This is a genomic window from Bacillus sp. FSL E2-8900 (assembly GCF_037966225.1).
Classification (GTDB): domain Bacteria; phylum Bacillota; class Bacilli; order Bacillales; family Bacillaceae_G; genus Bacillus_A; species Bacillus_A cereus.
Genome location: NZ_CP150193.1, coordinates 4,585,388 through 4,606,563 on the forward strand (window position 1 = coordinate 4,585,388; position 21,176 = coordinate 4,606,563).

The following is a 21,176-nucleotide window of genomic DNA, read 5'->3' on the forward strand; positions in this document are numbered from 1 at the left end:
TTGTCATCTTAAAAGACACTCCAACGAGTGTCTTTTTTTCTATATCTCACAAGGACTTACTCATTTCAAAGCATAAATACATAAAATAATGTAAATCATGACACGCATGAATCACTTTCTAAAAGTTATAAAGTAGATTCAAAATAAAAAGCACTCTTAACTAGAGTGCTTTTTACTTTCAAATAAGGAGGCTACATATATGGATAGTACCCTCGTATTTAACTTCGGTATTGGTATTGTTATCATTTTATTTGTTTTCTTTGTACTTTGTATGAGTGGTGTGTAACAGTCTTTTATGCTGATAACTCTTTTAAAGTATCACTTAATTTGAACTTTCTTAATTGTAATGACGCAATCAATGCTGCCCCCGCTCCAAGCATCACGCTAGCTAAAGCCAGTATGACCACTTGATTATACGGAATAATAATAACCGTTAACTCTAAGCTTGATAACACTATATAACTAAACAAAATCCCACCAAAAATGCCAATGCAACCAGCTATCGCTCCAAGTAAAGTTCCCTCTAATAAAACGATCCTTCTCATTTGCTTTGGGATAGCTCCTACCGCACGAATCATACTAATTTCAGCACGTCTTTCATGTAAACTTGCTACTATCGCATTCATTAATCCTATACCAGAAATAATGAAAACAATTACAACTAACAAGCTAATTAACATCATCATTTGCGATAATAACTGCTCTTGTTCTTTCAATAAATCATAACTGTTTATAACTTCTATATTCTCTTTATTCTTTGTAATTTCTTTTACTTGCTTCTTAATTGCTTCAAATGACTGATTAGAGTTTGTCATAATTTGAATCGCTTCATATCCTTGTACGTGAAACTTATCGCGAGCCCATTGTTCATTTACAAAAACATCTAACCCTCTTAACCTTAATCCTTGCTCAATAATTGAAACGACTTTAATCGTTTGTTTTTCTTTTCCCTTTCCTTGTACTTCAAACGTATCTTGCAACTGAATCCCTAAATTTTTAGCCACTTCCTTCGTAATGACTCCCTCACCATCTTCTAATGGCTTATTTAAAGTTTGTCCTGCAATCACTTTCGCCTTTGTTACTTTCTGATACGCTACAATATCATTACCTACAACTTCCATTGAATCAGAGTTCAAATTGTTTTTTTTCATAAATTCATACCATTCTTGATTCGCTTTTTTAAAGTCATAATTCACAAGCTTTGCTGTAAAGTCAGTAGCATTCCCAACACTCGTCTCTACACCATCAATTTTTTTAACCTTCTCCATCCAACTAAACGGTAATGTTTCTATTCCTTGCGACTCTACTGGAATTCTTACTACTAAGTCCGCTGGTAAATGTTTTTGTAATCCTTTTTTCATACCTTCATACATAGAGTTTACATACATCGTTCCACCAAGTGCTAACATAAAACCAAATGCTAGTATAGCAACCGACACAGCTGCCTTATTTCGATAACGAATGACATTCCGGCTACTAATCGTCGTTTCAATTCGTAATATCATTTGAATCGGTTTTGCAATCACTGGTGCTATCACGCGAATAAATAACGGGATCGCAAATAACAAACCGACCGCGAATAAAAGCGCTCCTATCGCACTTGGATTAAAACCGATATACTCCTCTAATACGCTACCTGCTAGCCCAATAACAGTACCAATAATTAAAATGCTAAGGCTAAAAGCACTCCATCTTTTTTCTTTCTTCTCATTACTAGGAAGACCTGGGCGGAGTGCTTGAACTGGTGGAATCTTTCTAACCATGAAAGCTGGTATAATAGCCCCTATGATAGACATAACAATCCCTAGTAAAAAAGTAATGAGTAAAATCTCACTTAAAATCGAGAATGATGCTTCCCCTGCCCCCTCAATATTCACCCATTTGTTAATGAATGATGCTGCAATTGTTTGCGTACCTGCCCCAAGAATAACCCCTGCTAACGATCCGATCGCTCCGATGCATAAAGCCTCTAATAAAACGACTACTATAATTTGATTTGGGTTACTACCGAGTGCACGTAATAATGCCCATTGCTTAAATCGACTTCTGACAGATAAGAAGAAACTTCCCATTATTAAAAGGGCTACTACAAATAAGGCAATACCACCTAAACTAAAAATTAAAGGCTTCATTACATTTAGTCGTTCAAATGCCTTATCGACATAAGTACGTTGATCCACCTTTATATTTTCTATCTTCTTATTTACATCAAGAGCAATCGCCCTTTTCACATTTACATCGGCTGTTTTCACTTGAACGAGATTAAACTGATTTGGTAGATTTAATTCTTTTTGAAGCCACTGGATTGGAAAATAAGCCCCATGCCCCATTGCCGCCATTAACGGCGGATTTAAAATGCCGACGACTTTCACATTCTTTTCTCCATGTTGTGGGAATGGCAGTTTAATCGTATCTCCCAATCGTATATTTTCACGTTCTGTATACCCTTTTGTCAGCGCTACTTCAGCACCTTTTTTCGGATATCGCCCTTCTACTATTTTATAAGAATGCATTTCTGGAGAATCTTGCTCAACACCCCAATAGGACGGTTTTCCCGATAACTCTTTATAATGCGGAAAAGGATATGGTATAAGTGCTTTTGATATTTTCTTAGCATTTTCTAAGCCATCTATTCCCTTTAAACTTTCATTATTTAAATACATATCGTTTTTTATATAGCCAAATTGTAAATTATAATCTCCATATCGGCTTACTACTTGTTCCTTCACACTCTTCTCTACTGATTGATTTCCTAGCAATAACATCGTCGCTAACATAACACCTAAAGCTGCACCGAGAGCAATCAACATATTTCGCAGCCAATTTTGTTTCATCGATTTTACTGCATACTTAATTACCCATCGCATCACCTTTACCCCCTACTTTAAAGTGGCGATTCATAATCTCTTGAATGTGAGTAACTTGTTGTGGGATATTTCGAAACTTCCACCCTTTACTTTCAGCATGTTCATGAATCACTTCACCATCAAATAAGAAAACAACTTTATCCGCATGAGCCGCTACGAACGGGTCGTGCGTTACAATAACAGCTGTTTGCCCTAACTCATCACACGCATTGCGAAGTGCCGCAATTATGTTTTTGCTATTTTCCGAATCTAATGCCCCTGTTGGCTCATCCGCTAATATAATTGCCGGTTCATTTGCAAAAGCTCTTGCTATCGCAACCCTTTGCTGTTGCCCGCCTGATAACTGTGCTGGTAAATGTTTTTCTTTTTCCTTCAATCCAACAAGTTCTAATAAACGAGTTGCTGTCACCGTTGCATTCTTTTGCGAGACATTATCTAACAGTAACGGTAACCCTACATTCTCTTCTGCACTAAACACTGGAATCAAATTAAACTGCTGAAAAATAAAACCGATTTTATGCCTTCTAAATAAAGCGAGCTCTTTTTCTTTTAATGTGGAAATCTCTGTACCATCAACTCGAATACTACCTACCGATGGAATATCTAATCCACCTAACAACTGAAGTAAGGTCGTTTTACCCGAGCCACTTGCTCCCATAATACAAACGAAATCTCCTTTTTGAATTTGAAGATTAATGCCTTTTAATATCTTGACTTTACTATCTCCAATATCAAATGATTTTTCTAACCTTTCAATCTCAATAATATTCATCCCCATATCCCCTTCTCTCTCTATTTATCAATCTATATATTCTATTCAAAATACAAACTTCCTACTATTTTGTATTTTTTTGTAACATACTAATATTTCTCATGTCAGAAAAATTGACTCTCGTAAAAAAAGTAACCATAATAGTTACACGAATACATAAAAGCTATTCACATATCCACAAATAGGAGGAAGAAAAATGAAACATGTAATCGTTTATGCACACCCGAATACAGAAAGCTTCAACCATGCGATTTTAGAAACGGTAAAAAGTGAATTAGAAGGAAAAGGTCACGAAGTACGCGTTCGCGATCTATACGAATTAAACTTTAATCCAGTATTAGGCGCTTCCGATTTCATCTCATTTTCTCAAGGAAATACACCAGAAGATATTAAAGAAGAACAAGAGCATATCTCTTGGGCTGATAGCATTACATTCATTTATCCAGTGTGGTGGGCGGGACTTCCTGCTATTTTAAAAGGATACGTTGACCGTGTATTTAGCCACGGATTCGCTTATGCTTACGGTGAAAACGGTATTGAAAAGTTATTAAGCGGTAAAAAAGGATTGTTATTATCTACAATGGGAAATACGAAAGAAGCATACACAGCAGGCGGCATGTTTGATGCAATGAAGAAAACAGCGGATGTTGGTATTTTTGAATTTACAGGCATTGAAACAATTGAGCATACATTCTATACAAGTGTTCCTTCTGTGGATGACAGTGTGCGTAAACAATATCTTGAAGAGGTTAAAGACGTTGTGAATCGTGCATTCTAATAAAAAACTCCGGTTGTTAAAACCGGAGTTTTTTTATTTCACCATTAATTTCGGAATATATCTTTGAAGAATGCTTTCTAATTCATTCATATCTTCCTTTCTAATAAGTAAATTCACATTGTCATTCATTTTTTCTCTCCCGCGATATAAAAATATATTTTCTTTTGGATTTTCCCATGTTGATGTTTTATAGCCTTTCAATTCTTCATATGAATAAAAGTTTAATCCATCTATTACACCTTTTTCATATATTTGTACACTTTTAATAAGATGTATAGCTATTAAAGTCATAAAACAACTTGCTACAGCATGAATACCTAGCTGAATAAAAAACTGTTCAACTGTATCAATATCGCCACTTACGTACTGAGCATATATATACATACATTGTCCAATGAAATATGTTGGTCCAAGTAATGCAATCCAACGTCTTTTCACCCGAGGATACATTGCAATAAGTTTTCCTGCGCTTTTTTTCATTTCATTTATTTTATATATTTTCCATAGAACAAAGAACAAAACGCATAATGTAAAAACAAGCATAATACATGACATCCAGTACATTCTTATTCCTCCCTTATATCAATACATTTAAATTTTACATTCCGTATACCTATAGTACATATGCAATTATGCATAAAAAAACAGGTAACCTCTTCCGGCTACCTGCATTTCATTACATCTTCTCAATCCACTCCGTCAAGTTATGCACAACTTGCGTTGGTTGTACTTCATATTCTGTTAACTTCTCCACAGTTGTGACTCCAGTGTGGACAAGAAGGGTATGCATACCAGCATTTATTCCTGCTAAAATGTCTGTATCGTAGTTATCCCCAACCATTAATGCTTCATTTTTTTCTATGCCAAGCACTTTTAAAGCTTGTTCCATAATGATTGATTCTGGTTTTCCGATAAAGATTGGATCCACACCTGTTGATACTGCTACAACTGATGTTAATGAGCCGTTACCTGGTAATAATCCTCGCTCAGTTGGAATGGCAATATCCCCATTTGTAGAAATAAACGTCGCGCCATTACGCACAGCAAGACACGCTTTTGCTAATTTTTCATATGTGATGTCACGATCTAAACCCACAACAACGAAATCAGGATTTTCATCCACAAGTTCAAATCCTTTTTCCACAAGTGCATCGTGTAAGCCTTCTTCACCAATCATATATACAGTTGCGTCTTGTTTACGTTCATAAATGAAGTTCGCAGTCGCCATACTCGTTGTGAATACTTGCTCCGCTTTCGCTGGAATATCGAAACGAACAAGCTTTTCTGCCACTTGTTCTGGTTTGCGAGTTGAGTTATTCGTAACGAATAAATATGGAATGCCGCGCTCTCCTAATGCTTTTACGAAGTCGCTTGCTTCTTCAATTTGTTCTTCTCCGCGATACATCGTACCGTCTAAGTCAATTAAGTAACCTTTATACATCGATTATGTCTCTCCTTCTATGCTAACGTTCTCACCTTATCATACCACTCTTATATTACCCGCTTTTCCAAAAGAAAAAAACGCTTTACCTTAAAGCGCCCCATAACGTTCATTTTTTCTCGTTTATTTGGTAAGAACAACTACAATCGCCCTCGCACATATTTGCTAGCGTTTTCACTTCTGCGTTCGTAAATAAACGCTTATACATTTCTTTTTCATCTTCACACACTTGCGGGAATCTCTCGGCAATTTCCTTTAACGGACAGTTTTGTTTTTCAATTACGAAAGATTTCTCTCCATCTCTCTTTATTTGAACCATATAACCATTTTTCTCTTGCATAGCTGCTATCTCTTGCACTTTATATGCTAAATTCTTTTGATTACTCACTCTCTTTTGTAACTGTTCTTCCATTCGCTTCGTTCTCTCTTTTAAAACGTAACGAAGTATTTTTTCATCGCCCATTCGAGCTAAATCTTCTAGCATATCAATCGCAAATTGCTTATACTCTTTCGGGAATGTATCTTCTCCCTTTTCGCTTAATCCATACAAATAAGTTGGTCTTCCGACATGTTGCCTTACCATCTTAGAATAAATGAGTCCGTCTTTCTCAAGATTACTTAAATGTCTTCGAATCGCCATTTCTGTAATCTCTAAAACGTCAGCTAGTTCCGCTACCGTGTGCTCTCCCTTTACTTTCAACAATTGTACAATCTCGTCTTTCGTAGTACGTGCTTCCCCCATACTTCACCCTTCTCCCTTTTCTTTCTCACATACAATATAAGATCCCCAAAAGGCATTCTCTGGGGATCTTATAAGCATAATTATTCTGGTACAAATGCAGATACAGGTCCTAATTCCTTTTCTAAATAACTGCGAATATTTGCTGGGTATTTCTCTACCACTGCAATATGTTTTTGAATCGTCTTATATAATTCATCATGATTCATTTGAATATAATCTTGCGTAAGCATTTTTCGAAGAAGGATAATTTCTTTCATCCCTTGTCCATCTTCTTCACTTATCACTCGCTCGTCCATTAAAATATCAATAATATCTTCATAGCTTCCTGGATCACGCATAATAAATCCATCAATCATCGCATTTCCTACATCTAATACACAATCAATAATAAGATGGGCTATGCGCTCTAATGCGTAAAATTCAAACTCGGTTTCATATATCTTTTTCTCTTGAAATGTACTTGTTGCTCGTTCTAAACATACTAGCATTTGTTCTATTTTCTTTCTGTCTACAAAATACATGAATGTCACCTACCTGGAAATTAAAGCATTTACATTTTAATTGTAACGCTTTCTTCTGAAAAAATCGACAATTTTTCGAATTCACCTTTTCTCCGTTATTTGTTATAGTTATATTTGTATGATTTTTGAAATTGGAGGAATGGAATCTTGGAACGTGAACTCGCACTAGAAATTGTCCGTGTAACAGAAGCAGCAGCCTTAGCATCCGCACAGTGGATGGGCCGCGGAAAGAAAAATGAAGCAGATGATGCAGCAACTACAGCAATGCGTGATATGTTCGATTCAGTAAACATGGCAGGTACAGTTGTAATTGGTGAAGGAGAACTTGATGAAGCACCGATGTTGTATATTGGTGAAGAACTAGGAACAGGTAACGGTCCAGAAGTAGATATCGCCGTTGATCCATTAGAAGGTACAAACATCGTTGCAAAAGGTCTTGCAAATGCAATGGCAGTTATTGCAATCGCAGACAAAGGGAACCTTCTTCATGCTCCTGATATGTACATGGAAAAAATCGCGGTTGGTCCAAAAGCAGCTGGTAAAATTAGCTTAGATGATCCAATTGAAAAAACAATTGAAATTGTAGCAGAAGCTAACAATAAAAAGATTCGCGATCTAACAGTTATCGTTCAAGAACGTGAACGTCATCAAGATATTATTGACCGTGTTCGTGCAAAAGGTGCACGCGTAAAATTATTTGGTGACGGTGATGTTGGTGCGTCAATCGCAACAGCACTACCTGGAACGGGTATCGACTTATTCGTAGGTATTGGCGGAGCTCCAGAAGGTGTTATTTCTGCAGCAGCATTAAAATGCCTTGAAGGTGAAATGCAAGCTCGCTTAGTTCCAATGAACGAAGAAGAAGAAGCTCGTTGTCGTGAAATGGGATTAGAAGACCCTCGTCAACTTCTTATGTTAGATGACTTAGTATCCGGGGATGATGCAATCTTCTCAGCAACTGGTGTATCTGCTGGTGAGTTATTAGACGGTGTTAAATTCCTTGGCGGAGATTTAGCTGAAACATACTCTATCGTAATGCGTTACAAAACAAGAACAGTACGATTCATTAAAACGCATCACCATTTAGATCATAAACCACACTTAAACTTAGATATTTAATAAAGGAGCCATGTGTATGGAAGAACGTTTCTTTCTGTACGACGATACTGTCGCTACAAAAACTCGTTTCGTTAGCTTTATGGGAGAAAATGAGCGTCACGATTTAGCGCTTTTATACTCCGATCGTCATTACGGTAAAACAATTGTCCTTGATATGCAAAGTAATAAATTTGCAATCATCGGTCCTGACGATTTAAACGAACCAGGCTACTTAGAGCACGCATTTTCTATGACTGAAGAAATTGCAGAAGAATTACGCTCATTTTTATTTGAACTTATATAATTTATCGTATGCACCAGCTATTTTAGCTGGTGTTTTTTCATTATAAGAGTTTTGAATTTTCAATCTTCTATGTTATAATTAAGAATAAATCTATTTGGATAGAAAGGACGTTATCTACGTATGCCGACATTTACTTTGTAATGGACCAGCAATTGGATAGCATTACTCTCAAAAAAGCTCCGTGCTTTTTACAAGGGAGTAGTCTGCCCATTCCCATTACAAAGGAGCGTAACGCATCTGTAGTATGATGTTTACGGAGCTTCCTAAGGGAAGCTCCTTTTATTTTTGTCTTTTTATCATGTCTTCATACTACAAGACATCCAAATAGCTGTATTACGTTCCTTTACCACTACTATAAGAGGTGAAGGAAAATGCAGAAAGTACAACTTTCTTGGAGTTTATATGAAAATGAGCAAAACACAATCGAAAAGTATTGTAAAAATTGCAGACGTACTACCCTATTTACCGATACAAATATTCGCAGGCATAACGCTAATGGAAAAAATATATATCGCTTTGCTATTTATAAATGTCCGAGAGATCATACGTGGAATCAAAAACTACGTATTTACAAAGCATTTACTGATCATGTAGAAACAATCGATATGACGCAGGAAGACCAAACAGAAACAAGTACTACTATTTCCATTACACAGCATAAAGAAAGTGGCATAGCCGAAATCACGGTTGTATTAGACATCGTTTTCGGTTCCCACCGAATGGATAAAGCATTATCCACATATATCTCTGATTGGAGCCGTACACTCATTGTGGATAAAATTAAAAATGGGGATATTCAATTGAACGGACGACAAATGAAACCAAATACAATACTTTCTGAAGGCGATTCTATTTCAATTTGTTTATAAGGGGGAGTTTCATGCTAAATGTGAGAAAAGGTACGATGAATTTATTAGACGAATTAGATGCAATGTATACAGAATGTAAAAAAGCACTCTTACAAAAGAAAATTTATCAATGGGATGATTCATATCCGACTCGAGAACATATTTCCTATCACTTAGAACAAGGTGAACTCTATTGCCTATTTGAGCATGATTCGCTTGTTGGTGCTGTTGTGTTGAATGAGTGGCAATCTCCAGAATATGAGCTAATTGATTGGTCAGAAACAGATGGATGTTTTCTTATCGTCCACTCTTTCGTCATCCATCCTTTCGCCCAAGGAAAAGGATATAGCAAAGTACTTTTATCCTTTTGGGAAAGTGAAGCGAAACGAAAAAACTATACCGGCATACGATTAGATGCTTTCACTGGCAATCCTGTCTCATTACGTTTGTATGAAAAGAATCATTATATTTGCCGAGGTGCTGTTTACTTTTCAAGTAAACAGCCTCCTCACAATTGGTATAACTGCTATGAAAAAATCCTCTTACAATTGTAAGAGGATTTTTTTATTTCTTCACTTTTCGTAATACAAAATGTGCGCAACCGAAGTTACAGTACTCGTATAAATACTCCGTTAACGTACTAATTTTCGTATCATATGTCGCACGTTGGTTACTATCATCAAAGAATCCGCGCAATCTAAGTTGCTCATATCCCCAGTCCCCAACGATGTAATCATATTTATTTAAAATTTCTGCATAGCGCTCTTTAAATGCTTCTTCACTAAAACCGTCACGAAAGTTTTTAATTACTTCGTACTGAACATTATTAATGCTCACCGTAGCATGAATCTCTTGCTTTTGCTCCATCATTAACTTCCTCTCTAAGCATTCTTCTTTTTATCGTATCACAAAGCATAACAACCAACAATTTCAAATACAAAAAATTGCAAATTAGTACATGCTATGGAGAAGGAGGTGATACATCGTGAAAAAACAAATTTTACTTTCCCTTCTCACTCTTTCCTTATTTGCAGGCTGCCAATCAGCGAACAAAGCTGAAATGGAACGTGAAGAAGGAAGCCGTGTTCTTGTTTCCAATAAAAACGACATGTATCATACGGAAAATACAAATACAAGACTCACAAGAGTCGGTTATTCTTCTAAACAAAAGCATGAAGTATCTAACAAACAAGTAGGGGCCATTAATCGCGAGAAGGTCGCTGAAATGATTACAAGCATGACAGTCAAACTTCCTGACGTTACAAACGCTGCTACACTCGTTACTGATGATGAAGTGTTCGTTGTATACCGTGCAAACACAACGGATCCAAAACTCGTAGCGGATCAAGTATATAGAGCTGCTTTGTCTATCGTTCCTCGCTATTATAAAGCATATGTATCAACAGACCAAAAGTTGATTTCTCAAATTCAAGGGCTTCAATCTGGCGCATTAAATGATACAGAATATACACAAAGCCTCGATATGTTAAAACGAGAAATGAGTAAAAATCCTCATTTGAACAATACGGGAGATCAGACTTTGAATGATATGATTAAAAAGTAAAACAGGTGGAGAAAATCTCCACCTGTTTTACTTTTTATTTTTTATTACGATCCGCATAAACCTCCATCGCATCACACATAAACTGCGCTAATCCCTCACCAAACTTATCAATATTTTTCGTAAAACGCTCATCAGCGACGTACATTTGACCGAGTCCTTTAAAAGCATCTAACGAATATTCACCGAAGTTTTGCAAGTAATCGTACCATACTTTAATAGCTGCCTGCGCCTCTTTAGAATCTGGTGCATCGTGTCTAAGCGTTGCTAAATTTCTATAAATAGCATTAAACTCCTCTTGGTTCTCTTTTGACATACCTTTTGCATATTCGTTCGCTTTATCTACAGCTGCGTCTCCCCATTTTTCACGTGCTTCTTCTTCATATGGGTTATGGCTGAAATCGAATCCTTCAAATTTCTCTTTATTCGTCATTTCAATCTCTCCTTTTGTATGCTGAATTGTTTTATCAATCGTCGCAATCACCTTATCTAATCTGGCACGCTTTTCAAGAAGCATCTTCTTATGAAGCTGTAGTGCCTCTTCGCGATCAAATGATGGACTCATGATAATCTCTTTAATTTTCTTCAAAGGGAAGCCAAGCTCTTTAAAAAACAAAATTTGCTGCAATGTCTCTAAATTTTCATTGGAATACAGACGATATCCAGACTCTGTCGTCTCGTCTGGGGTTAACAACCCAATTTCATCGTAATGATGCAGTGTGCGCACACTAATTCCAACTAAATCAGCTACTTCTTTTACTCTCATTGTCATTTGTATCTCCCCCTTAGTACATACGATAAAGTATGACGCAACGTTAGAGTCAATAAGTAAATTCATTTTCTTTCTAAAAGTTTCATCTCTCCCCTATTTCATGCATAATAGATATGTACATATATTAGAAAGCGGTGAAAGTATGGTTTCAAATACTGTAATTGCCAGCATCATTTTTCAACTTATTGTCTCGATTCTGGTCCCAATTATCGTACTCGTTTATTTCCGTAAAAAATATAATATGAATTGGAAAGTGGTCGGCGTTGGTGTTCTTATCTTTATCGGATTCACCCAAATTCTTGAAACACCATTCCACCTATTTATGCGCGGTAATCCAACAATCGCTCCATTTTTAGAAAATCCGTTTGTCTTCGCAATTTATGGCGGATTGACTGCTGGTATTTTTGAAGAATTAGGACGCTTCGTTGCCTTCTTCTTCTTACTAAAAAAATATCTAGAATATAAAGATGGCTTCGCTTATGGAATTGGTCACGGCGGAATTGAATCTATTTTAATTGGCGGTTTTTCTGCATTACAAGCATTAATCTTTGCTAATTCTATTAACGATGGTAGCTTCGCTCGACTGATTGAACAAAAACCCGAGCTCAGCATTTTACAGGACATGTTAATTCAGCAACCTGCCTACTTATACTTCCTTGGTAGCTTAGAAAGAATTATGGCACTCGTGCTTCAAATCGCCTTTACAATGCTTGTTTTATACGCAGTCAAACAGAAGAAATATATCTTCCTAGTATACGCTATACTATTCCACGCATTTGTAGACTTTTTCGCGGCACTTTACCAAACAAAAACAATCAATATCTTTGTTGCCGAAGGAATTACCCTTCTCTTCACAATTGGGGCTGTCGTTCTTATTCGCAAGATGAAAGCGAAATTAATGAGTGTGCCGGAGTAAAAAATAACCCACCGATTGGTGGGTTATTTTTTATGGATTGTCGCAATGGTGATAGCTTTTTCCTTCTTGCAGCTCCCTCTTTGTTTCTGCATCTATAACGATGTACTTATGGAACTCTTCTACTTCATTTTGAGTAAAAGAAGCGAAAAAATAAACTTGGCGATCAGGGTGAACAAAAAAATCTTGAAGCACCACTCTACTTCGACAACCGACAGCTGTTTTTTGCAGGAAAGAAAATTCCTCATCAGCCACTTCTTTAAATGAAATTTTTTTACGAACACTATATGCTGCATTTTTGTACTCTTTATAGATTTTCTTATCTAACTGTTTATAAAAAACATCCTCACTCACAAATGACTTATTTTGATTGCTTGGATAATTTAGTTTTCGGTTGGATTCTGCATATGTTGTGGACAATTGCGCAAGAAAACAAATAATGAATACGATACATATCATTTTTTTCATCATTGCACCTCAAATGTTCATTATCCACATTACTTTTCCACATATTTAAATCAATATGCTGTTTCCAATAAAAAGGAATTATTTCTACATTTGTCGAAGTATATAGCGTCAACTTGAAAGATGGGGATGAATTATGAAGAAAATTATTGTAATACGACATTGTTCAGCAATTGGGCAAAAACGTGATGATGAATTAACGACCGATGGAAAAGACCAAGCAAACACCCTTGCTACATTCCTCTTAGAAAATCATCTACAAATCGATCATATTATTTCAAGCCCATTTGTCCGAGCTATCGATTCCATTCGGCCCTATGCGCTCCAAGCTAACTTATCTATCCAAGAAGATGAACGATTAACTGAACGCATATTGAGCAACATTCCAATGGATGATTGGATGCAAAAACTAGAATCTACTTTTACAAATATAGATATTGCCTTTTCAGGCGGAGAGTCAACAAAACAAGCAACAGACCGGGCCCTATCGCTTATTCAAGACGTTTTACAATTAAACCATACGACAACACTACTTGTTACACATGGCAATTTACTTACACTCATTTTAAAGCATTTTGATCATACGATTGGCTTTAATGAATGGAGAACTTTAACGAATCCTGATATTTACGAAATTACAATCGACGAACAATGTATCATAAAACGCTTATGGGAAGCATCGTCCAAGTAATATCCCTTTCCAAAACATTCAGTTGACGCCACGAGAAGAGACTGTTCTAACAATAGAAAGGGGTATCATTTCATATGTACGAAGACGTACTTGCTTTACTACATAAAACAAATGTTTCTTATGAAAAATTCGAACACGAACCAGTACTCGATTATGAGACCGATCGGATCGTACGTGAGAGACTTGGCTTACAAGGCACTCCAAGTAAAAGCTTATTTTTAAAATCAAAGTCTGGAGATTATTACGTATTTTTTACGTTAGAGGGCACAAGGCTCAACCGGGGCGAGATGAAAGAACTATCAGGAGAACGCTTATCTCTCTGTTCTCCTGATGAACTGCGAGACAAAACTGGTTGTACGCCGGGATGTGTGGCTCCTTTCGGATATTCACACGATGTAACAATTATTGTGGATAACGCTATTTATACGTACGATAAAATTTTAATTACACCTGGTGTTCCTGAATTTACAATTGAATTATCCACAGAAGAATTAAAAAAGATTTTATTAACATGTCCAAATACCATTTTAGAGTACAAACAAAAAGAGAGCTAATCATTAGCTCTCTTTTTTCATTATTTAGCTTCTGCTGTTTTTTCTTTTGCAGAACGTACTTGCTCGTCCGCATGGTAAGAAGAACGCACAAGTGGGCCAGCTTCACAGTGGCTAAATCCTTTGCTAAGTGCAATTTCTTTAAGCTCTGCAAATTCTGCTGGTGGGTAATATTTAAGAACTGGTAAATGCTTCTTAGATGGTTGTAGGTATTGCCCAAGAGTTAAAATATCCACATTGTTTGCACGTAAGTCATCCATTGCTTCAATTAAATCTTCTCTCGTTTCACCTAAGCCCACCATAATGCTCGATTTAGTTGGAATATCAGGCTGCATTTCTTTCGCTCGACGTAAAAACTCTAATGAACGTTCATATTTTGCTCTAGCGCGAACTCGGTCAGATAATCGACGTACTGTTTCAATGTTATGGTTTAAAATATCTGGTTTTGCATCCATTAACATTTTTAAGTTTTCTTCTACTCCACCCATATCAGATGGTAATACTTCGATAGACGTGAATGGGTTTTTACGACGTACTGCGCGTACTGTTTCAGCAAAAACAGCTGCTCCCCCGTCCTTTAAATCATCACGTGCAACCGCTGTTATAACAACGTGCTTTAAGCCCATTTGTACTACTGAATCTGCTACGCGTTCTGGTTCTTGTAAATCAAGCTCAGTTGGTAAGCCTGTTTTAACCGCACAAAAACGACAAGCACGTGTACAAACCGCACCTAAAATCATAAATGTTGCTGTTTTTCTTACAGCCCAGCATTCATGAATATTCGGACATTTTGCCTCTTCACAAACGGTATGAAGATTCTTAGAACGCATCATTTTCTTTAAGCCTGTATAGTTTTCATTCGTGTTTAACTTAATTTTCAACCATTCGGGCTTGCGCTTATATTCTGTTTGTTTTGTCATGGTTATCAACTCCGCACAATATGAAATAGTTTACCGTGTTCGCTTCTTTCAATGTAACATATCTATTCTAACGTATGAAAGCGATTTGCTCAAATGAAGATTCTAAGATTTTTTCCAATCGTTCCCTATAATGAAATACTCCGTATATCCCACACTAAAAAGAGTGATGTTGTGAAAGGAGTCTATTTCATGCTTCGAAAAATTTCTCTTTTGCTTTCTATTTGTTTTCTTCTCCACCAAAACATCGCTTACGGTGAAGATAATCAGCAAAGCATATACGAAAAGCGCATGGCACTATATAAAGAAACCGAGCAGTCTTCAGGCATTCCATGGTATTACTTAGCTGCAATGGATCAATATGAAAGAAATATACGGAGCGTAAGAAAAGATATTCCAAAAAAACCAGATGCCATCATTTCCCTTTATTTCAAACCAGAAATATGGGCTGGACCTGTTAATAGTAACGATACTCTCCCCCATACAATTTCTCTATTTGGCGGAATAGGTTTAGATGGTGACAAAGATGGATTTGCAAATGCAAATAGCGACCGTGATCTTCTGCATACCGCAGCGACTATTTTAAGGAAACAAGGAACGTCAGAAGACCGTATTAAAATTATGCTTTGGGAATATTATAGACGTGCAAAAACAGTTGATTTAATTAGCGAGTACGCCCAAATTTATAAACATTATGGACGTATTAATTTAGAAGGAAATGCTTTTCCTCTTCCGATTCGTAGTGACCATAGCTACCGTAGTACTTTCGGCGCTGGAAGAAGTTTTGGCGGAAGACGAATTCATGAAGGCACCGATATTTTCGCTGGATATGGCGTGCCAGTAAGATCGACTTGCTATGGCATTATTGAAACAAAAGGCTGGAACCGCCTTGGTGGATGGCGCATTGGTATTCGAGACCTTCATAACAATTACCATTATTACGCTCATTTAGGCGGGTTCTCAAAAGAAATACAGCTTGGACAAATTGTTGAGCCAGGAAAAGTAATTGGATTTGTTGGTAGCACTGGTTATGGACCTCCTGGTACAGCCGGAAAATTCCCACCCCACTTACATTTTGGCATATATAAAGACAATGGCTATACAGAATGGGCCTTCGATCCATACATGCATTTAAGCCTTTGGGAACGCAAAGAACGAGCAAATACAAAAAGATAACCGTAGCTGCATTGCTACGGTTATTTTTTATCCAGTAAAAGCCCGGCTCAACCGAGTATCACTTTATATGCAACTAACTATCTGTTTTCTTTTTATCAGGTACAGCAACACTTCCACTTCCATAATACGTAGGCACTTCCCCTTGAACGATACGCGTCGCAATCGGAACATTTTGTTTCACCGTTATCTCTTTCGTATGAAATGGAATAATTACTTGCAATGTTACTTCCATTTCCATAACAATTTGAATTGCTGTAGTATTAATCCCATGCGGCTCAATTTTTTGTTTAATATTTGTATTCACATGCCCAATTGGCGTGAAATGAATCGGAATATCCGGTCCTATATTACCAAGAAGTGCATTATCAGTTACACGCCCAAAAGGAACTGCCATAGTCGCCCCGTTTTTTTCAGAAATACCTAGCTCCTTCAACTTCCCTTGTTCTACTTGCTGCAAATATTTTTCTATGTACGTGGTCGTTGACGTTACGATTTCATTTACTTGCTTTGTATTTAAATTAATTGTAGATACTTTTCCGTTTTTATCATTCTGTACTTTCATTAATGAATCTACATCGAATCCTTCATTAATTCGATCCTTTACTGCCTTCGTCATAATTGCCGTCGCCATTTTATGCGTCTCTACTTCCCCATATTTAATTAAGGTTGGCTGAATATTATTATTCACAATCCACAACCCTTGCGTAAGTAATATAATAAAAAGAATAAACGACATAAGCAGTATATACCGAAAGGCAATAGGTCCCCTTCGAAACCGCGAGTTTTTCGAGCGAAATATACTCATAAAAAAACCTCCTTCTTATATCATTTCTATGCAAGAAGGAGGGACGATATATGCTTATCTCATTTTTAATAATGCTTCTTTTCCAATCGTTCCTGCTGGAATGCCTAATGCTTCAGCTCCAGTCGTTACCGATTCTAGCGGCGCTTCAAGAAGTTGTTCAATCGTTCTTACACCAACCGCACGGCCAGCAATAATTCCTCGATCACCTAACTTCTCATTTAAAAGACCTACATCTAATGCACCACACATAATATATCCTTTATCGCTCATTACAGCTAGCAAATTTGTCTTTGGAAGTTTCACGCTAACCGCAATAAACGTATAATTATCAATTATAATTGGCTCCACATTAACCATAGTTCACACTCCTCTCTTTCTTATCTGTATGACAAGAGAAAAATGAGTGTTACAAGTTAACTAGCCTATAGTTTAACGGAAGATGTATAAGTTATTAACATATCTGTTAACACATCTCTAAGTAGTTCTGGCATATAATATTGTTTGTCAGAAAGTGTGGATAGCTCTGGGTATAAGTAGCCAAATGTAAACATATCAATTGTTCCTACTGTATATATACGATCTAATTCCAGCGATTCCCCGTTAATTAATACATCTTCGAGTAAAATTTTATTCCCAGGAATCGTATCTGGAATTACTTCTACACCCGCGTAAATCATTTTCCCCATCACTTTCCCACGAAATCCGAATCCTTTCACCTCAAGATTCTCCATATTCGGCTTACGTGCTTTCAAAATAACTTCTCTTAATATCTTTCCTGGAACTTTCAAAGCACACGGATTAATTGGATGTGGACAAATTCTGTGAATATCTCCGCGCGTTACGACACCCTCTTCTAACCCTTCAAGAAGTACACCAACATTCACCATGCCAACTTCTGCACCGCACCATGTTTTCAGCGCACTTGCTAACATATGAGAAAACGGCGTCTCATGAAACCAATCAACCTGTAATGACTCTTTTAAATGAACGACAGGCTCTGCCATTATATGCTTACTTTCTTCCTGCAGTATTTCAATTGTGGATAACGGCTCGCTATAAGCACCTAACCGTTCCGTCTTAATCGCTCTACCGTCCTTTTTCAACAGCTTCTTCGTCTCTTTATCCACAGTAAGCTGCACGTGCCCAACGTAACGTCCCCACTTTTCACAGCAACAAAGTAAAGTATTATTCATTAGAACACCACGCTCAAATAAATGATGCGTATGTGCCCCTAAAATAACATCTATATCATAATGCTCTGCCATATACTCATCCATACTTTTTCCAAGGTGAGAAAGGACAACTGTTATATGAGCCTCATCTCTCACTTCTTCTAAAATAGACTCTAAATGGATAAGCGGATCTTCAATATGCCAATCGAGCATTTGATAAAACTCTGGATACGCAACAGTTAACCCGATAAAAGCAATCGTAATCCCATCTGTCGTTGTATGTAATTTATAAGGCTTTGCCCATGATGGACGTACACCTTCTTTTTCAAATAAATTTGCAACAAGTACTTCAAATCCAGCATCATCATAGAGCCGATTTAAATGCTCTTTCGCTAACGTAATTCCTTCATTATTTCCGATCGTTACATAATCATATAACGCCTCATTTAAAAGCTTCGTATTCCCAAGCCCATTTGTCGCTTCCGAAATACTATGAAAACGATCCACATGATCGCCGATATCAATCGTCAAAACAGTCTCTCCCGCTTCCTGTCTTCGCTTTTTCTCCCCTAGAACAAACCGAGAAATTTGCGGCCAATTTTCAAAATGACTATGTATATCGTTTGTATGATAAAGGTGGATGATTGTTTCTTTATTTGTATTCAGAGAAAAAACCTCCTCTCAGTTCCTTACTGCCATTTACGCTATGCGCACACAATAATCCTGTAAATACTTTTCGTCTTTTCTTGCTATTTTACATTGTACTCGCATTGTGAGAAAAAGCAAAAGATTGTCCTTTTTATATGAGAAACTTTTGCTAATGCAGGAAAAAATTCCAGATAGTGGAGGGAGGGGTGGATTTGTCAAAAAGTTTAATAGAGAATTCAGTGGGTGGTTGTTCAAGTGGATTTGTCAGTATCTTTGTCTTAAAGCTAGTCGTTCTCTGTTCTTATAAAATATTTGGGGTATGTGAGGATTTTCTTTTGTCTTATCTTGTCGACAAATCGATATTCCTTGTCGAAACGTTGATATATTCCCGTTTATGATCGATATATTTGAAAAATCGTTGATATATTTAGCTGAACACCCACCCGGGTATCCTCTCCCGAGCCAAGCCAAATCCGCAAAACAAAAAAGCGCCCTGCACAGCAGGACGCTTTCTTCATACATATATTATCCAGTTCCAGCGGCTAGAATAAGCCGCTGCCACTTTTAAATATTGTCCAGCTTCGCCTCCTAGACCTTCATGTCTAAGAACCTTCCGCACGAGAAGATAAAAAGCATCTTCTGTGCGAAAGAACCTTAGCCAACGGGTCTGAACAGTCGGCTCCGCATTTCTATTTAACCAATAGAACCTTCCATCTCAAACTTGATTAGGCGGTTCATTTCAACTGCGTATTCCATTGGAAGTTCGCGAGTGAATGGCTCGATGAAGCCCATTACGATCATTTCTGTAGCTTCTTGCTCAGAAATACCGCGGCTCATTAGGTAGAATAATTGTTCTTCTGATACTTTCGATACTTTCGCTTCGTGCTCAAGTGAAACGTAATCGTTTTTGATTTCGTTGTAAGGAATTGTATCAGATGTAGATTGGTTATCCATGATTAACGTGTCACACTCGATGTTAGAGCGAGAGTTTTTCGCTTTTGGTCCGAAGTGTACGATACCACGGTAAGTTACTTTACCACCATGCTTCGCAATCGATTTAGAAACGATTGTTGAAGACGTGTTTGGTGCTAAGTGAATCATTTTCGCACCAGCATCTTGGTGTTGGCCTTTACCAGCAATCGCGATAGATAATGTTAAACCACGAGCGCCTTCGCCTTTTAAGATAACTGCTGGGTATTTCATCGTTAATTTAGATCCGATGTTACCGTCAATCCATTCCATCGTTGCGTTTTCTTCACAAACCGCACGTTTTGTAACTAGGTTGTATACGTTGTTCGCCCAGTTTTGGATTGTTGTATAACGGCAATATGCATCTTTCTTAATGATGATTTCTACTACCGCACTGTGAAGTGAGTTAGTCGTGTAAACAGGTGCTGTACAACCTTCTACGTAGTGTACGTGTGCGCCTTCGTCTACGATGATAAGCGTACGCTCGAATTGTCCCATATTTTCAGAGTTAATACGGAAATACGCTTGAAGTGGTGTATCAACTTTAACACCTTTTGGAACGTAGATGAATGATCCACCAGACCAAACTGCAGAGTTTAATGCAGAGAATTTGTTGTCTGTTGGTGGGATTACTTTTCCGAAATGCTCACGGAAAATATCTTCGTTCTCTTTTAATGCGCTATCTGTATCTTTGAAGACGATTCCTAGAGCTTCTAGGTCTTCTTTCATGTTGTGGTATACAACTTCAGATTCGTACTGTGCAGATACACCAGCTAAATATTTTTGCTCAGCTTCTGGAATACCTAATTTATCAAATGTTGCTTTAATTTCATCAGGTACTTCATCCCAAGACTTCTCAGATTTCTCAGATGGTTTTACGTAGTACGTAATTTCATCGAAATCTAAGTCGTTTAAGTCGCCGCCCCATTGTGGCATTGGCATTTCGTAGAACTTATCCAGTGATTTTAAACGGAAGTCTAACATCCACTGTGGTTCTTCTTTCATACGTGAAATTTCTTCAACGATTTCTTTTGTTAAACCGCGTCCAGCACGGAAAATCGAAACGTCTTTGTCTTTGAAACCATATTTATAATCGCCGATATCTGGCAGTTGCTTCGCCATGTTGGTGTGTCCCTCCTTAGATAACCTCGTTTTTAGGAACCTT

24 protein-coding genes are annotated in these 21,176 nt (G+C 37.2%); 10 read left to right on the forward strand and 14 right to left on the reverse strand.

Annotation, left to right across the window (positions count from 1 at the left end; all coding sequences use genetic code 11):
- Positions 1-293: 293 nt before the first annotated feature.
- Both NST90_RS23595 and NST90_RS23600 read right to left on the reverse strand, forming a co-directional pair.
- Positions 294-2,867, reverse strand: coding sequence for an FtsX-like permease family protein (locus tag NST90_RS23595; RefSeq protein WP_046393065.1), 2,574 nt, complete (start codon positions 2,865-2,867; stop codon positions 294-296).
- A complete protein-coding gene (locus NST90_RS23600) occupies positions 2,851-3,639 on the reverse strand; it encodes an ABC transporter ATP-binding protein (RefSeq protein WP_046393066.1) in 789 nt (262 codons plus the stop codon). Before NST90_RS23600 ends, NST90_RS23595 begins: the two co-directional genes overlap by 17 nt.
- A 196-nt stretch (positions 3,640-3,835) precedes the next feature.
- Here NST90_RS23600 and NST90_RS23605 point away from each other — a divergent pair, with 196 nt between their 5' ends.
- Entirely contained in the window at positions 3,836-4,417 is a 582-nt protein-coding gene (locus NST90_RS23605; protein WP_000683439.1) for an NAD(P)H-dependent oxidoreductase, read from the forward strand.
- 33 nt (positions 4,418-4,450) lie between these two features.
- On the opposite strand, the gene NST90_RS23610 is transcribed toward NST90_RS23605, so the two are convergent.
- From NST90_RS23610 to NST90_RS23625, 4 genes are all read right to left on the reverse strand, one after another.
- On the reverse strand, positions 4,451-4,981 hold the full coding sequence (locus tag NST90_RS23610) for a hypothetical protein (RefSeq protein WP_000289911.1): 531 nt from the start codon (positions 4,979-4,981) through the stop codon (positions 4,451-4,453).
- A 112-nt stretch (positions 4,982-5,093) separates the two neighbouring features.
- Entirely contained in the window at positions 5,094-5,858 is a 765-nt protein-coding gene (locus tag NST90_RS23615) for a TIGR01457 family HAD-type hydrolase (protein WP_000276467.1), read from the reverse strand.
- Between the two features lie 109 nt (positions 5,859-5,967).
- On the reverse strand, positions 5,968-6,600 hold the full coding sequence (locus NST90_RS23620; RefSeq protein ID WP_046393067.1) for a metalloregulator ArsR/SmtB family transcription factor: 633 nt from the start codon (positions 6,598-6,600) through the stop codon (positions 5,968-5,970).
- An 80-nt stretch (positions 6,601-6,680) separates the two neighbouring features.
- Entirely contained in the window at positions 6,681-7,121 is a 441-nt protein-coding gene (locus NST90_RS23625) for a DUF86 domain-containing protein (protein WP_000274006.1), read from the reverse strand.
- Between the two features lie 147 nt (positions 7,122-7,268).
- On the opposite strand from NST90_RS23625, the gene glpX reads away from it, so the two are divergent.
- From glpX to NST90_RS23645, 4 genes are all read left to right on the forward strand, one after another.
- On the forward strand, positions 7,269-8,240 hold the full coding sequence (gene glpX / locus NST90_RS23630) for a class II fructose-bisphosphatase (RefSeq protein WP_000439090.1): 972 nt from the start codon (positions 7,269-7,271) through the stop codon (positions 8,238-8,240).
- 16 nt (positions 8,241-8,256) lie between these two features.
- The gene (locus tag NST90_RS23635; RefSeq protein ID WP_000392613.1) at positions 8,257-8,523 is read left to right on the forward strand and encodes a DUF3055 domain-containing protein; all 267 of its coding nucleotides are present in this window, start codon (positions 8,257-8,259) and stop codon (positions 8,521-8,523) included.
- Between the two features lie 371 nt (positions 8,524-8,894).
- Positions 8,895-9,392 carry a hypothetical protein gene (locus NST90_RS23640; RefSeq protein WP_001174580.1) on the forward strand — a complete coding sequence of 166 codons (498 nt, stop codon included), beginning with the start codon at positions 8,895-8,897 and terminating at the stop codon, positions 9,390-9,392.
- Between the two features lie 11 nt (positions 9,393-9,403).
- Positions 9,404-9,925 (forward strand): GNAT family N-acetyltransferase, encoded by a 522-nt coding sequence (locus NST90_RS23645; RefSeq protein WP_000935795.1) that lies wholly within the window; start codon positions 9,404-9,406, stop codon positions 9,923-9,925.
- Between the two features lie 10 nt (positions 9,926-9,935).
- Here NST90_RS23645 and NST90_RS23650 read toward each other — a convergent pair whose 3' ends face one another.
- Positions 9,936-10,238: a YutD family protein gene (locus tag NST90_RS23650; RefSeq protein ID WP_000435943.1), complete on the reverse strand. Its 303-nt coding sequence runs from the start codon at positions 10,236-10,238 to the stop codon at positions 9,936-9,938.
- A gap of 118 nt (positions 10,239-10,356) precedes the next feature.
- Here NST90_RS23650 and NST90_RS23655 point away from each other — a divergent pair, with 118 nt between their 5' ends.
- Positions 10,357-10,935 carry a YhcN/YlaJ family sporulation lipoprotein gene (locus NST90_RS23655; RefSeq protein WP_000744132.1) on the forward strand — a complete coding sequence of 193 codons (579 nt, stop codon included), beginning with the start codon at positions 10,357-10,359 and terminating at the stop codon, positions 10,933-10,935.
- A gap of 34 nt (positions 10,936-10,969) precedes the next feature.
- On the opposite strand, the gene NST90_RS23660 is transcribed toward NST90_RS23655, so the two are convergent.
- Positions 10,970-11,704 (reverse strand): MerR family transcriptional regulator, encoded by a 735-nt coding sequence (locus NST90_RS23660; RefSeq protein WP_000178775.1) that lies wholly within the window; start codon positions 11,702-11,704, stop codon positions 10,970-10,972.
- Between the two features lie 100 nt (positions 11,705-11,804).
- On the opposite strand from NST90_RS23660, the gene NST90_RS23665 reads away from it, so the two are divergent.
- On the forward strand, positions 11,805-12,620 hold the full coding sequence (locus tag NST90_RS23665; protein ID WP_002164635.1) for a YhfC family intramembrane metalloprotease: 816 nt from the start codon (positions 11,805-11,807) through the stop codon (positions 12,618-12,620).
- Between the two features lie 30 nt (positions 12,621-12,650).
- Here NST90_RS23665 and NST90_RS23670 read toward each other — a convergent pair whose 3' ends face one another.
- Positions 12,651-13,085, reverse strand: a complete 435-nt coding sequence (locus tag NST90_RS23670) for a hypothetical protein (protein WP_000738181.1) — start codon at positions 13,083-13,085, stop codon at positions 12,651-12,653.
- Between the two features lie 133 nt (positions 13,086-13,218).
- On the opposite strand from NST90_RS23670, the gene NST90_RS23675 reads away from it, so the two are divergent.
- Together NST90_RS23675 and NST90_RS23680 are read left to right on the forward strand one after the other, a co-directional pair.
- On the forward strand, positions 13,219-13,773 hold the full coding sequence (locus tag NST90_RS23675) for a histidine phosphatase family protein (RefSeq protein WP_000721022.1): 555 nt from the start codon (positions 13,219-13,221) through the stop codon (positions 13,771-13,773).
- Positions 13,774-13,847: 74 nt separating this feature from the next.
- A complete protein-coding gene (locus tag NST90_RS23680) occupies positions 13,848-14,327 on the forward strand; it encodes a YbaK/EbsC family protein (protein ID WP_000272745.1) in 480 nt (159 codons plus the stop codon).
- A gap of 20 nt (positions 14,328-14,347) precedes the next feature.
- On the opposite strand, the gene lipA is transcribed toward NST90_RS23680, so the two are convergent.
- Complete coding sequence (gene lipA / locus NST90_RS23685; RefSeq protein WP_000166372.1) at positions 14,348-15,244, reverse strand: lipoyl synthase; 897 nt, start codon at positions 15,242-15,244, stop codon at positions 14,348-14,350.
- A gap of 189 nt (positions 15,245-15,433) precedes the next feature.
- On the opposite strand from lipA, the gene NST90_RS23690 reads away from it, so the two are divergent.
- Positions 15,434-16,417, forward strand: a complete 984-nt coding sequence (locus tag NST90_RS23690; RefSeq protein WP_000944681.1) for a M23 family metallopeptidase — start codon at positions 15,434-15,436, stop codon at positions 16,415-16,417.
- Positions 16,418-16,490: 73 nt separating this feature from the next.
- Here NST90_RS23690 and yunB read toward each other — a convergent pair whose 3' ends face one another.
- From yunB to sufB, 4 genes are all read right to left on the reverse strand, one after another.
- The gene (gene yunB, locus NST90_RS23695; RefSeq protein ID WP_012593364.1) at positions 16,491-17,222 is read right to left on the reverse strand and encodes a sporulation protein YunB; all 732 of its coding nucleotides are present in this window, start codon (positions 17,220-17,222) and stop codon (positions 16,491-16,493) included.
- Between the two features lie 54 nt (positions 17,223-17,276).
- Entirely contained in the window at positions 17,277-17,579 is a 303-nt protein-coding gene (locus NST90_RS23700; RefSeq protein WP_000248466.1) for a DUF1805 domain-containing protein, read from the reverse strand.
- A 65-nt stretch (positions 17,580-17,644) separates the two neighbouring features.
- Positions 17,645-19,060 (reverse strand): bifunctional UDP-sugar hydrolase/5'-nucleotidase, encoded by a 1,416-nt coding sequence (locus NST90_RS23705; protein ID WP_153601152.1) that lies wholly within the window; start codon positions 19,058-19,060, stop codon positions 17,645-17,647.
- A gap of 675 nt (positions 19,061-19,735) precedes the next feature.
- Positions 19,736-21,133 carry a Fe-S cluster assembly protein SufB gene (sufB, locus tag NST90_RS23710; RefSeq protein WP_001118827.1) on the reverse strand — a complete coding sequence of 466 codons (1,398 nt, stop codon included), beginning with the start codon at positions 21,131-21,133 and terminating at the stop codon, positions 19,736-19,738.
- Positions 21,134-21,176 lie beyond the last annotated feature (43 nt).